Below are 13,884 nucleotides of genomic sequence, written 5' to 3' on the forward strand. Positions count from 1 at the left end.
TAATGCAGGATCGCCTCTCGCCTAGATACTTCTTTGTCAGGGCGATCGCTTGTCATCATAACGAAATTACCCTATCCACAATGAGCACTTTCTCCCCTCACCCTTCACGCCGAAGTCATATACTGCGACGGCACCGATCGCCACAACAACTGTAGCTGTCCAGCAGGCATCGTCAAATACAGGACATCCCCAGCACTCAAACAGACATTCAGCAAATCCCAACCGTGAACCGTCTGACAGCGAGTGACGACATACATCGGCACACAATCCACCTCCATTGCCACATCCTGTACCCGCCGACCACAGAAGGGATGACCCGGTGTGATGACGGTTGCGAGGGCAACCCAGAGACTATCTGCCGCCATGCCATTGCCTAAGATGCGTCCCCCTAGAGCCGCCGCCGCAAAGGCTGGAGCAACCAATTCGGCTGGACTCAGCACTGCTTCAAATTCAAATACCCGCTGCGCCATGTGGGCAAATTCTGGATCCTGATAGCGCACGATCGCCGATATTTTTGGGTTCAAGCCTTTGGCATTTAGAGCAATTTCCAGGTTTGCCGTGTCATTACTGGTGACCGCCAGAATTCCCTGAGCCTGATCAAAGTTTGCCGCTTTCAGGGTTGCCGGAAGACTGGCATCCCCCTGAACCACTGGAACTTTCATCGACCGTACAGTTGTGAGAAAGCGACAGTTGGCATCTTGTTCAATCACCACCACTTCATGCCCACAGCTATAGAGGTGATTGACAATCTGCACCCCCACACCCCCCAGACCACAAACAATAAAGTGCCCTTTCTGGGGAATCCGCGCCACCTCCCAAAACCGATCAAACCGGGTACCCAGGATAAAATCATTCAGCAGGGCATAGGAAAGCCCAATGACTGCTGCCCCAACCAACATGACAAAAATGGTGAATAGCTTTAGATGATCGGGCAGATGTTCAACCGCAATCAAATTATCGCCTGCGCCGGTAATCAAACTAACGGCAAAGTAGAGGGCATCAATGGGAGAGGTTTGCAGGATGGAGGTGAGATAGGTGAGGGTGCCAATACTAATGGTGACCAGCAGCAACAGAGTACTGATCAGGAGCGCCTGACTGTGTTGCCGCAGGTACTTGAGGGCAGTGGGCAATTTAGCCAACCGTTGGGTCAGCGATCGCTTACTTTGACGCACCCCCGGTTTCGTTCCCACAATCAGGCGATCGCCGGGTTGCAGCCACATTCCCCGCATTACAGCCGTCACCAGATCAATGTGTTCGTCAACGGGTAAATAGTAGATCAACATGCGCTCGCGATCGTCCCAGAGATCGCTCAACTTCCGCCTTACCCAGGGATGATCAGTCGTAATGTACTCTTCATGGATGGGCCAAGTCTGATTGAACAGCCGCAGTTGCCCAATCGCCGCATTCCCCATGGCTGAGAAAGCAAAAATTGGAGCCGCCAATGCCGCAACACTCATCGTGATGTGGTCAGGCAGGGTATTATCGAGCCGATCCCCTAAACTCGTATTGAACAAACGATTGACAATCCGAACGCGGGGATTCAATATACGCGCTTGCATCAGTACAGCCAGGTTCAGCCCATCTTCGCTACTTGCCAGAACAATGGTCTGCGCCTCTCGAATACCGGCGGCTATGAGCGTCGCCGCTGATCTCATATCGCCAACAATTATATCCCCGTTGTCACCGGAGAGGGATTGATCGTTAATGCCAACAACCTGCGCCCCCTGTTGCCGCAGTAACCGCAGGATTGCGTACCCAGTGGGACCCAAGCCGCAAACAATGATTCGAGGTTTCATGGGGTAAAGAAAGCTCAGAGCCAACCGGCAGTCGATAATCCTTTATTTTTGAATGAGTCTGACCAGATGACTGTAGCTGAAAGCACTATTGGGAAAGAATTAGGAGCAAGAAAGGGGAGAGGAAAGAAAAATGGGGCGGGCTAATTGATAGACCTGTTGAGATTCCTCCAACTATATCTGCTGCCTTTAGCCCTGACGGAAAAACGGTTGCTATTAGTCTTCGGCATAGAAGTGTGAGCCTGTAGGATTAGCAGAAGAGCCAGATTAGTAGCTTCCTGAAAGCTCATGAGAATGGAGTTGGTTCTATCGCGTTTAGTTAGTAAAGATAACTAACTCCTGCAAAGTAGAAAGTCTCAAAAACCTAAACTTTCAGTTTTTAGACATGAATCATCGTGCGATCGCCAAACAGAATGCCAACCAAATGTGTAAAGCAAAACTTTCAAAATGCCAAACCATCCTTGAGTCTGGCAACCTAAATAAAATCTGACTGACCATCTCCGAATTAGATTTTGAGGAATATAGAGCAATAAACATTGCAACATGCCACTAATGTATACTTCACAAGTCATCAGCGTAGCTTCTGCTGGTTCTTGCTTGTTGCCTGTTTAATGTTCGCTATCCAGAGCACCCCCCACTTTGTTATTCAAGCCATACACCTCCCGACTCCCCACTAAAGCAACCAGTGTCACTGCTTTTTCATCTCCCGGTTCAAAGCGCACTGCCGTTCCCGCTGGAATATTCAGACGAAAACCTCTGGCTTGTTCCCGGTCAAACTCAAGGGCAGCGTTGACTTCGTAAAAATGAAAATGGGAACCAACCTGGATTGGACGATCGCCCGTATTGGCAACGGTCAGTGTCACGGTTTCCCGTCCGGCATTCAGTTCAATTTCGCCCTCATGGATCAACATTTCACCAGGAATCATTTGTTGTTTTCTCCGTTGGTTTTATGGTTGGGTAATTGGAATGTAATCAGGTTGTGCCTGTACTCGCTGAATCCAGGCTTGAATCGCGGCAAAGGAACTGAGATCAAAGTTACCTTCATCTGCGACATGAGTGTAGGCAAATAAAGCAATATCGGCAATGGTATAGCGATCGCCCACCAAAAATGGATGGTCTTTGAGCCGCTGTTCCATCACACCTAACGCGGCATAACCGGGTGCTTGCTTTTCTGCTAACGCTTGCTGCTTTTGCGCTGCCATACCGTGAGATAGCCAAAATCGGGAAGTGGCAATGTAGGGTTCATGGCTGTATTGTTCAAAGAACAACCATTGCATCACATACGCTCGTTCCAGGCGATCGCTGGGTAAGTAAGAAGTTCCTTCACTTAAATAAATTAGAATTGCATTCGACTCAGACAAGAAAACATCTGGCTCAATTTCCAGGAGTGGAATTCGCCCATTCGCATTTTTGGCTAAAAACTCAGGTGTACGGGTTTCTCCTTTCAAAATATTGACTTCAATCCGTTCAAACGGAATCCTCAATTGAGTGAGTAGAAGGCGAACCTTGTAACCATTACCTGAAGGCAAAAAATCATAGAGGCAATACATATCACCAGCCTACAGAGTTGAATTGCAAACAGCGACAAGCTTGGTGCCATTCGGAAAAATCACGTCTAATGCGTTACTTCTGAGATAGTTTTTTGAGATAGCGGGCATGTTGTTTTTTCAAGCTTTCAAACGCGGATAGCGTGTCATTTTCAAATTCGTAAGGAAATGAAACTCTGGGTTTCGGAGGATATTCAATCCCTTGTTCTTGCCATCGCAGGTGATCGATTTTTAGAGCGTTGTGATAGTCCAGAAACTTAATGTAACTATCTGGCATCTTGGAGCCTTCAATCAAATGGGTTTTTGACATCAGTAACTCCTGGACTTTGTTATGGCGGGGAAAAAGATCCTTTTCCAACCAAAACAGCCAGGTATCTCGTTCCTGTTCATTTCTTAAAGGAAAGATGTTCTCAGAATGACCGCGTTCCAGGATTTCCTTCAAGTCCTCGTAGGTGCGCCGACCTTCCCAGGTTAGAAAAGCCAATGGTCCGTATAATTCCTCAAGCTGCCGTTCAATGTGTTTGAGGGAAGCGGTGGACTGTTGATTTTGTCTATCGCGATAGCCAGTTAAAATGTGATTGACGACCCAACCAACCGCCGCAAATACAGTCGCGATCGCCGCCGAAATAATCGTTGCTGTTAATCCAGATCCCATCTTGAAGCCTTAACGAATTGCCCTTAACGAATTGGGTTATGCACCGTAACTAGCTTGGTTCCATCGGGAAAAGTCGCTTCTACCTGCACTTCATGGATCATTTCGGGAATGCCTTCCATTACATCGGTTCGCTTCAGCAGCGTAGTACCATAGCTCATTAAATCAGCCACACTGCGACCATCCCTTGCCCCTTCCAGAATGGCAGCGGTGATATAGGCGATCGCCTCCGGGTAATTGAGTTTCACGCCCCGTTCCTTGCGGCGTTCTGCCAGGAGCGCAGCGGTAAAGATCAGTAATTTGTCTTTTTCCTGCGGGGTCAGTTGCATAGTCAGTTCTCCTCCTCATCAGCGATCATCTTCTCAAGCTCCGGCAGAATTGCAGGCAGGTTTCGAGTAACAGTATCCCAGACAACATCAAAATTGATCTGAAAATAAGCATGAACTAATCGGTTTCTCATCCCAATAATTTCAGTCCAGGGAATCTGGGAGAATTGATGCTGTTTTTCCCACGTAATTCTAGAGGCTGTTTCGCCCAGAATTTCAATGCATTTGACCAAACTCAGTGCCAGCATTTCGTCTGATTCTAAATCGTTTCGGGTTTTACCTTGAGTAAATTGAATCGCTTTCTGAGCGGCATCCCGCATATGTTTCAGATGACTTGAATCATCCAAGTAGATAAATTGTCTCAGCCTCATCCAGAACTCTTTGTCGAAAGTACTGACTCAGTTCCATCGGCGTTCTCAAATCAACCTTACGACCGACGATTTCAGTCAAATCAATCTCCATTCTCACCAATTCAAAGTAACCAATTTTCGCACCTGGAGTAAATTCGACCAGCATGTCCACATCACTTTCTGGCTTGAAGTCATCCCGCAAAATGGAGCCAAACAAGGAGAGTTTACGAATTGGATAGCGGCGGCAAAACGCTTCAATTTGGGCAAAGGGCAGTTCAATTGGGAGGGTACGGTTCATAATGGATACCTTTGCTCCAGTTGCCAGACGCGGGGAATGCAAGCAGGTCGATGCAAATAATGAGTTCGGACCAGATGCCAGACGGCAATCAACCACTGACGCGCCTCCATTGTAGAACTACCCCGATAGCGGCAGAGTAAACCTGACACTAAGCGAGTAACACCGATTTCGCCAGAACTTCCCTGCCAGAGGCTGCGGGCTTTTTCAACCAGATCAGGTTCCACCGATCGCCCCACAAACGCAAAACTTGCAACAATTGGACATCCTGCTAACCCGTGGGGACTGTGGAAAACTTCCTCGCTGCCGGGAAGCCACTGGCGGTCAATCCACAACGGTTTTCCCTGTTGCCAGATTTCGGTATGCGATCGCCAGTTCCCTGCCAAAAATTTTTCCCCTCTGGCACTCCGCCCAAACCGGGTCATGTCCCATCCTAACCACGTTGCACCGGGAGCCAATTCTACCCGAATATTCTGCCGATAGATTGCCTGATTAAATACAATCGTTTCCAGCGGCAACCATTCCAGACAGGCACCAGCGGCAACGTCTAGCTGGATTGTTTGAGTCGCTTCTAACCCATTGCTGCGGTAAATTTTAGCGGCGGCAACCGTGGTCAGTAGCGCATGGGCATTGGGTTGTAGCTGTACCTGAAGCGAGAGGCGATCGCCCCCCACAATCCCGCCTGCCGTATGCAAGATGGCACTATGGCAAACGTCTGCCCCCTCTGGGTAAAACGGTCGCTGAACCTTGAGGGGTGCCTGCACCTGTTCGTGGATCAGTTGGGTTGCTTCATTTTGACTCGCAAAGACAAGCTGTAAGTTGCCATGCCAACCGCGAGACTCTGGCAAACCCTGGGAAGAACTAGCTAACTGCACAGAATCTAAACAATTATTTCGTAGTCAAAATACCATTGGGGACACAAATTTGGGGAAAACAGAAAACCTTTTGTAAGAATTCAGGAACCAAAAGCCAGATTGGGAAAATCCTTCTGGCTACTAAATAAGGTCTGTGAAGATGTAGTCGATCTTACAGATTGTCTGGATATTCAAACACTAGAGTCAGAACGTCGTCAAGCCTATGAATAGCCATTCATAGGAATAGGGGTGATTGAATGCCAAAAACACTCTTTCAGGTCGATCTGACTAAGCCAATGGATCAGCAGGAACTGCCAGGGCATAATCGCTGGCATCCTGATATTCCAGCCGTTGTTTCTGTCAATCCGGGTGAGGTATTTCGGATTGAGTGTAAGGACTGGACGGATGGGCAAATCAAAAATAGTGACGACCCAACCGATATTCAAGATGTGGATCTGACCGTTGTTCATGTGTTGAGTGGACCAATCTGGGTCAACGGGGCTGAACCGGGCGATATTCTGGTCGTTGACCTGCTCGACATTGGGGCACTCCAAGGCGATGAGTGGGGCTTTACGGGAATCTTTGCGAAGGAAAATGGCGGTGGTTTTTTGACCGACCACTTCCCCAAAGCTGCAAAAGCCATTTGGGATTTTCAGGGGATTTATACCTCTTCCAGACACATTCCCAATGTTAAATTTGCAGGCATTATTCACCCTGGTTTAATTGGTTGTGCGCCTTCCCATGAGTTATTAGCAACCTGGAATAAACGGGAATCTGAATTAGTTGCAACGGCACCTGACTTACGCACCTATGGAACAGGACTTTCGGGCGACAAACCTGTTTTAGCCGCGTTACCAAACCCCAATAATGCGATTTTGGGAACGTTGCCCAAGTCTGATTATGACCGGGTTGCCGCTGAAGCTGCCCGGACTGTGCCGCCGCGTGAACATGGCGGTAACTGCGACATCAAAAACCTGTCAAAAGGGACACGGATTTACTTCCCGGTGTATGTGGAAGGAGCGAAGTTGTCGATGGGCGATATTCACTTCTCTCAAGGGGATGGGGAGATTTCCTTTTGTGGGGCGATCGAAATGTCGGGCTATATTGATCTCCACATAGACATCATTAAGGGTGGGGTTGAGAAATATAGCCTGGTGAATCCCATTTTCAAACCGGGTCCAGTCGAACCTCGATTCTCGGAATATCTAGTGTTTGAGGGCATCTCAGTGGATGAGTTTACCGGCAAACAGTACTACATGGATGTTCACATTGCCTATCGGCGAGCCTGTTTGAATGCGATCGAATATCTGAAAAAGTTTGGTTTTACAGGTGAGCAGGCATACCTGTTATTGAGTTGTGCTCCCGTTGAAGGCAGAGTCAGTGGCATTGTTGATATTCCCAATGCCTGCTGTACCCTAGCAATTCCAACCGAAATTTTTGATATGGATATTCTGCCGACATAACAGCTATTCCGTTAGGGCGTTGGAACGTTCCAGCCCAACAGAGTGTTCAATGGCTCAGTGTAAACAGCAACTCAACAGAATTTAAGCAAAGAAATGCCACTGTACGAATTTAAATGTCAGAGTTGTGGGGTGTTTGAGGAATGGCGATCGCTTTCCCAATCCAGTGATCCGGCATTCTGTCCCACCTGCCAACACCAGAGTAAACGGGTGATTTCAGCCCCAGCGGTTAACCTATCAAATGGGTTGCCCCGGCAGGGCATCCGTTCAGAACCGGAGTTAGTCAAACGGGAGCCAGAACCCAAACCCCCGAAGTTCCAGAGCCAGTCCTGCGGACGACCCTGGATGTTGAACCATTAACCCTTTTGGAGCAACCGTTAAGTGGCTCAGTAAGGCTTCGACCGCCGCGTAATATGTTACGGGGAGGTCACGGAAACTTTCTATATAACTACGTCATCCCCAACACCTGAGCCTGATAATTCCTTAGAAGCCAAGATCAACGGCAACTCGATGGGCACAGGCAAACCCAGAAAACGCCACCGCATTGAGTCCCTGTCCCGGAAACGTGCTATCTCCGACACAATATAGACCTGCGATCGCAGTCCGGTTGAAGGGCATCCCTAACAAACCCATCAGCTTACGAGTAGGGATTGGTCCATAGGTGCCATCCTGCCGTCCCAGGAACCGACGATGGGTGCGGGGAGTCCCCACTTCCTGGTAGTCCACATGGTCAGATAGTCCTGGAAAAATCTTTTCTAACCGAGCAATCAAACGGTTGGCAGCTTCTGCCTTGCGGCTCTGGTACTCCGTTGGAGAAAGCCCCTGCCAATCGTCCATCCAGCTTGGAGTAAAGGTGTGGATGATGTGGTGACCGGGGGGAGCCAGATCGGGATCCAATAGGGTAGGAATTGAAACAAAGATGGTTCCTTCGGCTGCTTCCAGGCGATCCCAATCTTCCAACAAAATATGATGGCACTCGGTCCCATCTGGTAGGGCTGCTGCCTTAACCCCCAAATGCAGGCTGAGAAAACTGGGTGATTTTCGATAGCGCTGTTGCCATTTGCGCTCGGCAGCGGGCATCTGCTCAGGGGACATCAACTTTTCAAACGTATCCCAGCGAGTCGCATTAGAAACAACTCGCTTTGCCCGGTAAATTTTGCCCGATGCCAGTTGCACACCCACAGCCCGCCCATTTTCCTGGACAATGCGGGTCACTCTGGCTTTGTAGTGGATCCGCCCACCAAAGTTTTCTAGTCCCTCAACCAGCTTTTGAGCAATTTGACCAACCCCTCCCCTGGGGTAGTTGATGCCGCCATAGTGGCGATCGCTAAACACCATCCCTGCATTAATCATGGGGGTTAGATCGGCGGGAACTACCGACCAACAGTAGCACTCCATATCAATAAATTTCAGGAGATCCGGATCGCTAATGTGGCGGCGGGCAATATCACCAACGTTTTGGGGCAGGTATTTAACCAGTCCCAGACAGGCAAAGGGATGCTGAAAAAAGACACGAGTTAGATAACGAGGTTCCTCCAGGGACAGCAGATCCATTGCATTCAAGCAACGGAAAACTTTCCAGCATTCATCGTAGAAGCGACGAATCCCGACCTGTTCATGGGGAAAAAGCGAAGTCAGTTCTTGCAAGAAGTTCTCATATTCTCGATGAACTTTCAAGGTCAGTCCATTGGGCAGGTGATAGTGAATCTGCACAGGATCGGGAATCGTTTCCAGGCTGGCATTAACGGCTTTCAGGGCACGGGTCAACAAGTTAGTAGTCCCCTGGGAACCAAACCCGAAGATCATGGAAGCCCCCACATCGAACCGATAGCCTTGCCGCTCAAAGTAACCTGCACTTCCGCCTGGAATCAGATAACGTTCAAACACCAGCACACGGACTCCCTTAGCCGCAAGTTGGGTTGCCGTGACCAGCCCTCCAATCCCTGAACCAATCACAATCACATCCCAGTCCTGACGATCAGCCAACTGGTTGGATCCATCCTCTAAGGCTTTAGCACTCAAACTTTGCCGATCAACATGCGGTGCAACGGACATGAACAAAGACATCGACAGTACTTCCTCAGTGTATCGGAGCGCGATCCGAATTGGAAAAAATCCGAATTGGAAAAAAAGAGGGACTGATCGATAGCCGACCAATCCCATCTGCCGATCCTTCAGAGAGGAGAACACTGAAATCAATGTAGCCTTATTGAGATAAGTTGTCAATAAATTGGTAGGAGTTGAAAGTTGAGAGTTGAAAGTTAACTGACTTCCCCCTCCCCTTCTTCCCCCTCACTAATAACCAACAACCAACAACTATCCCCTCACCCCTCACCCCATAGAGTCCCACCACATACATAAATGGGCTACGGGAAGAGGGTATGATGAGGCAGATTTGCGACCTGGAGTTCTTTTCTTCTCAAGCTATGACTCTTCAAATGCGTGTCTATGTCCCACCCCATCCGCTGATTAAGCACTGGTTAGGGGTGGTTCGTGAGGTGTCCACACCCTCTCCCCTATTTCGCAGTGCAATGACGGAATTGGGGCGCTGGCTGACCTATGAGGCAATTCGGGATTGGCTGCCAACCAGAGAAGCGACCATAGACACGCCTCTGGCTCCCTGTCCGGCTACGTTTGTTGATCCGGAGGTGCCGATGGCTGTGATGCCTATCTTGCGGGCGGGACTGGCATTGATAGAAGGTGCCTATGCAGCTTTGCCGTTGGCATCGATTTACCATATTGGCTTTGTTAGAGATGAGGAAACCCTGGAGCCAAGTTGCTATCTGAATAAACTGCCGGAACGGTTTGATCCGCAAACACGAGTACTGATTACTGAACCGATGCTGGCAACGGGGGGAACCAGTCTGGCAGCATTGGCGGAGTTGACCAGGCGAGGAGTTGATCCGTCGCTGGTCAGAATTATTTCTGTGGTGACGGCTCCACCTGCGCTACAAAAGTTAAGTGTGGCTTATCCCAGTCTGACAATTTATACAGCGGCAATTGATGAGGGATTAAATAGCCAGGGATTTATCGTTCCCGGTTTAGGAGATGCGGGCGATCGCACCTTTGGCACATGAGATGCTAATCTGAAGCCTTAACACTGTGTGGGCAGTCTCAACAACAATCGTTAAGCTTGAGATAGAAAACTGTACCATCAGTTTATTGCCGTGCAACTGAGATGGTTGTGAGTAATGAGTCAGCAAGATGATTTTGCCGGTGGATTTTTGCTAGGCACCCTGGTCGGGGGTGTGGTTGGCGGTGTGATAGGGGCACTGGTTGCCTCTGGCAAGCTAAGTGAGTTGGTTTCGTCAGATGAGCCGCCTTTGAATGCCGACTCGATTGAAGGACCGACTAAGCCGAAGAAGCGATCGCGTAATCCGACTTCGGGTAGCTTACTTAAAGCACAGAATGGACAGCAGGTAGACATTGAGGCTGCCCGTCGGGGACTGGAAGACAAGATTGCTCAATTAAACGATGCGATCGACGATGTGCGCCAGAAACTCGGTGGTGTTAACGGCACACCAGGAAAAAGTAATGAGCCATCTACCCTCAAAGAGCCGTAATTTGAGATTTGTATCGCCTCTAATTGGGAGGTGGTACACTCTATTTGGTTAGCGTGAAGGCGTGTTTAATTTCGCTAGACTGGAGTTTGAACACTGTAATTTCCACCCTGAAAGGACACATACTGCTATGGTTGATACCGTATTTTCTCCGATTGAACTAGTAATCAAAACTCTTGGGACTTTTATTGGTATCTATACATTTCTTCTAGTCATTCGGGTATTGTTGACCTGGTTCCCTACGATTAACTGGTTTGACCAGCCATTTGCTGCCTTGCGGCAAATTACGGATCCTTACCTCGATATGTTCCGCTCCTTTATTCCGCCTTTAGGGGGCATTGACTTTTCCCCAATCCTGGCAATCATGCTTTTGCAGCTACTGGGCCGGCTGATTCAGAGTTTGGGCTATGCCAGCTATTAGAGGGTGGTCGGAAAAGTGTCAACTGTTTCTAGGTCGCTTTCCAGAGGGTACGAAGTAACCAGTGGAGTATCATGCAGGGTAAGCATTTCTCGGTCTTGCCTGAAACTTTGCAATCTTCTTTGCTTTTAGCTTCACTCTGAATAAAAAAGCGACCTTTCAACCATCCTCTTTGAGCGTGGAACTATTTCGCTGCTGGTTGATAAACGCATAATGGGTGATCAGCCTATGGCTAGTTTTCCTCTGTTTACCGACGAACCATACCGGTGAATCCAGCCGCTTTGAACTGTTCTAAGTGAAGGGGCGTAGGTTGGTTGGCCGGAACGGAAATTCTCAGTTGAAAGTCGCTGATACCGGGAGGGATTTCCTCTACAGCCCCCAACCGGGTACGGTTTTGCATGACTGAATCGTCGTTGGCATCGTAAACCCGCCCAAAGATATCCGCATTGACGACGGGTTTTCCAGACTTGTTCTCTGCTTTACCCGTCACAATAAAACAATTTGCAGCCATCGCAGCTCCGCCACTCGTGACTGCGCCTTCAGCCAGTTCCGGAGGGCATTCGTGGTAATCCAAATCAAATAGCCTGACCTGGGTCAGTGCCCAAGCTGGCGGTGTAAACCAGCTAGTCAAGAGCCAGAGAAGACCAGTAACTAGTGCGATCGCAAACGCTTGAAGCTTCATAGTTTGTGTGGTGAGAGAACCAGTCCTTGACTACTCAGGATACCTGAATGGAGGGGGCAAGGGGTAGGAAGTGAGGGGCAGAGAGAGGAGCAGAAGAGCCGAGGGGCAGAGGGGCAAGGGAGAACAAAGCTTTTAACATATTTCAATCTTCTCCATGCTTCACCCCTTCACCCCAACCTACATCCAAAGGATTAAAATAGCGTTAGGTGATTTTGAGGTATTTCGCTTATCGAGACTGTCTACGGGAACCTTCAGGGGTTAAAAACTAGCCAACTTAAGCAGCTACAGCGGCTCTATCATCAGCGGCTTCCGGGCGATCGCTTCACTACGCCCGAGTTTGCCCAACGACTGGCTGCCATTAGCACAGACCTGCATCAACCGATCTGTGTCTATGTCAACCGGCGAGGTCAGGTAATTCGGGTCGGGGTTGGGACCCTCCGTCAGACGCAGATCCCGCCTGTTGAGCTGCCACGCTATGGAGCAGAGCGTCTTAGTGGCATTCGGTGTATTTCTACTCAGCTAAAGTTGGAGCCGCCCACGGAATCGATTTTGACGGCGATGGCGATCCAACGGTTAGACGCACTCGTGGCACTAACCCTCAGTGGGGGTGGTTTTGAGCGTCGGGGTGGGGGGGCAACGGGCTATGTTAAAGAGACCTATCTAGCCCATCTTCTGCCCGACTCTGAAACTGCCTGGACGGTATCGCCGCCTCTAAGTTTAGATGTGCTAACTAATCAGGACTTTCTCCGCCTGGTGGAGGGGTTGGAAGAGGAGTTTCGCCGGGAATACATTGCCCGCCAGGTTGACCAAGAGCATGACCAGGTTTTGATCGTTGGGTTGATGACCGCAAAAGAGACACCCCAGCAATTTCAGGATGGACTGGCTGAACTGGCACGTCTAGTGCAAACAGCCGGAGGTGAGGTATTGCAGACCTTACAGCAGCGCCGCCCCCGACCCCATCCGCAAACAGTTGTAGGTGAAGGGAAAGTACAGGAAATTGCCCTCACAACACAAACGATTGGAGCAAATCTGGTAGTGTTTGACCGGGATCTGTCCCCAGCTCAGGTGAGAAATCTGGAAGGTCAGATTGGAACGCGGGTGGTTGACCGGACAGAGGTGATTCTGGATATTTTTGCCCAACGGGCACAATCTGGAGCTGGAAAGTTGCAGGTAGAACTGGCGCAACTGGAGTATATGCTGCCTCGTCTGACAGGGCGAGGGCGGGCAATGTCACGCTTAGGGGGAGGGATTGGAACCAGAGGTCCGGGGGAAACGAAGTTGGAAACGGAGCGGCGGGCAATTCAGCGGCGCATTTCTCGCTTACAACAGGAAGTGAACCAGTTACAGGCGCACCGTGCCCGTTTGCGACAACGACGGCAGCACCAGGAAGTCCCTTCAGTGGCGGTGGTGGGCTATACGAATGCGGGTAAATCGACACTGCTGAATGTGCTGACGAATGCGGAAGTTTATACCGCAGACCAATTATTTGCAACCCTCGACCCGACGACCCGACGCTTAATGATTCCAGACGGGGTAACCCAGGAGCCGAAGTCTATTCTGCTGACCGATACCGTTGGCTTCATCCATGAACTACCCCCTTCCCTGGTTGATGCCTTCCGGGCAACTCTGGAGGAAGTGACGGAAGCAGATGCCTTGTTGCACGTTGTCGATCTTTCGCATCCGGCATGGAAAAACCAGATTCAGTCTGTGATGGCAATTCTGTCTGAGATGCCGATCGCCCCTGGTCCGATTCTTCTTGCCTTTAACAAGGTTGACCTGATAGATGGGAACCGCCTTACCCATGCCCAGGAAGAATATCCCCAGGCTGTTTTTATTTCTGCCAGCGATCGCCTGGGGTTAGAAACTCTGCGGCTCCGGTTGGGTCAATTGGTGGATTATGCAATGTCTTCTTGAGGGGTTACGGGGGTATCGGGTACGGGGTACAGG

The 13,884-nt window shown here is 49.7% G+C and carries 16 protein-coding genes; 6 read left to right on the forward strand and 10 right to left on the reverse strand.

What is annotated here, in order from left to right; translation table 11 throughout:
• Positions 1–104 precede the first annotated feature (104 nt).
• The 8 genes from AC1S52_RS01985 to AC1S52_RS02020 all read right to left on the reverse strand — a co-directional run bounded on the left by AC1S52_RS01985 (position 105) and on the right by AC1S52_RS02020 (position 5,838).
• Positions 105–1,796 (reverse strand): potassium channel family protein, encoded by a 1,692-nt coding sequence (locus AC1S52_RS01985; RefSeq protein WP_482027367.1) that lies wholly within the window; start codon positions 1,794–1,796, stop codon positions 105–107.
• 605 nt (positions 1,797–2,401) lie between these two features.
• Complete coding sequence (locus AC1S52_RS01990; RefSeq protein ID WP_482027368.1) at positions 2,402–2,719, reverse strand: urease subunit beta; 318 nt, start codon at positions 2,717–2,719, stop codon at positions 2,402–2,404.
• Positions 2,720–2,740: 21 nt separating this feature from the next.
• Positions 2,741–3,343 carry a glutathione S-transferase family protein gene (locus AC1S52_RS01995; protein ID WP_482027369.1) on the reverse strand — a complete coding sequence of 201 codons (603 nt, stop codon included), beginning with the start codon at positions 3,341–3,343 and terminating at the stop codon, positions 2,741–2,743.
• Positions 3,344–3,416: 73 nt separating this feature from the next.
• A complete protein-coding gene (locus tag AC1S52_RS02000) occupies positions 3,417–3,995 on the reverse strand; it encodes a hypothetical protein (RefSeq protein WP_482027370.1) in 579 nt (192 codons plus the stop codon).
• Positions 3,996–4,018: 23 nt separating this feature from the next.
• Positions 4,019–4,321: an urease subunit gamma gene (gene ureA / locus AC1S52_RS02005; RefSeq protein ID WP_223049564.1), complete on the reverse strand. Its 303-nt coding sequence runs from the start codon at positions 4,319–4,321 to the stop codon at positions 4,019–4,021.
• Between the two features lie 2 nt (positions 4,322–4,323).
• The gene (locus AC1S52_RS02010; protein WP_482027371.1) at positions 4,324–4,638 is read right to left on the reverse strand and encodes a HepT-like ribonuclease domain-containing protein; all 315 of its coding nucleotides are present in this window, start codon (positions 4,636–4,638) and stop codon (positions 4,324–4,326) included.
• Between the two features lie 19 nt (positions 4,639–4,657).
• Positions 4,658–4,966 carry a nucleotidyltransferase family protein gene (locus tag AC1S52_RS02015; protein WP_482027372.1) on the reverse strand — a complete coding sequence of 103 codons (309 nt, stop codon included), beginning with the start codon at positions 4,964–4,966 and terminating at the stop codon, positions 4,658–4,660.
• Entirely contained in the window at positions 4,963–5,838 is an 876-nt protein-coding gene (locus AC1S52_RS02020) for an urease accessory protein UreD (RefSeq protein WP_482027373.1), read from the reverse strand. Before AC1S52_RS02020 ends, AC1S52_RS02015 begins: the two co-directional genes overlap by 4 nt.
• A 236-nt stretch (positions 5,839–6,074) precedes the next feature.
• Here AC1S52_RS02020 and fmdA point away from each other — a divergent pair, with 236 nt between their 5' ends.
• Positions 6,075–7,280 (forward strand): formamidase, encoded by a 1,206-nt coding sequence (fmdA, locus tag AC1S52_RS02025; protein WP_482027374.1) that lies wholly within the window; start codon positions 6,075–6,077, stop codon positions 7,278–7,280.
• A gap of 93 nt (positions 7,281–7,373) precedes the next feature.
• Positions 7,374–7,637, forward strand: coding sequence for an FmdB family zinc ribbon protein (locus AC1S52_RS02030; protein WP_482027375.1), 264 nt, complete (start codon positions 7,374–7,376; stop codon positions 7,635–7,637).
• Positions 7,638–7,760: 123 nt separating this feature from the next.
• On the opposite strand, the gene crtH is transcribed toward AC1S52_RS02030, so the two are convergent.
• Complete coding sequence (gene crtH / locus AC1S52_RS02035) at positions 7,761–9,344, reverse strand: carotenoid isomerase (protein WP_482027376.1); 1,584 nt, start codon at positions 9,342–9,344, stop codon at positions 7,761–7,763.
• A 359-nt stretch (positions 9,345–9,703) separates the two neighbouring features.
• Between crtH and upp the strand changes: the two genes are divergently transcribed.
• The 3 genes from upp (at position 9,704) to AC1S52_RS02050 (ending at position 11,258) form a co-directional block, all read left to right on the forward strand.
• A complete protein-coding gene (upp, locus tag AC1S52_RS02040; RefSeq protein WP_482027377.1) occupies positions 9,704–10,354 on the forward strand; it encodes a uracil phosphoribosyltransferase in 651 nt (216 codons plus the stop codon).
• A 114-nt stretch (positions 10,355–10,468) separates the two neighbouring features.
• Positions 10,469–10,840 carry a ssl2009 family thylakoid membrane protein gene (locus AC1S52_RS02045; RefSeq protein ID WP_482027378.1) on the forward strand — a complete coding sequence of 124 codons (372 nt, stop codon included), beginning with the start codon at positions 10,469–10,471 and terminating at the stop codon, positions 10,838–10,840.
• A gap of 127 nt (positions 10,841–10,967) precedes the next feature.
• On the forward strand, positions 10,968–11,258 hold the full coding sequence (locus tag AC1S52_RS02050) for a YggT family protein (RefSeq protein ID WP_482027379.1): 291 nt from the start codon (positions 10,968–10,970) through the stop codon (positions 11,256–11,258).
• 244 nt (positions 11,259–11,502) lie between these two features.
• Here AC1S52_RS02050 and AC1S52_RS02055 read toward each other — a convergent pair whose 3' ends face one another.
• Entirely contained in the window at positions 11,503–11,937 is a 435-nt protein-coding gene (locus AC1S52_RS02055) for a hypothetical protein (RefSeq protein WP_482027380.1), read from the reverse strand.
• A 525-nt stretch (positions 11,938–12,462) separates the two neighbouring features.
• On the opposite strand from AC1S52_RS02055, the gene hflX reads away from it, so the two are divergent.
• A complete protein-coding gene (gene hflX, locus AC1S52_RS02060; protein WP_482027381.1) occupies positions 12,463–13,851 on the forward strand; it encodes a GTPase HflX in 1,389 nt (462 codons plus the stop codon).
• The last annotated feature ends 33 nt before the right edge of the window (positions 13,852–13,884 follow it).

The organism is Kovacikia sp. CALU 1929, assembly GCF_056784235.1.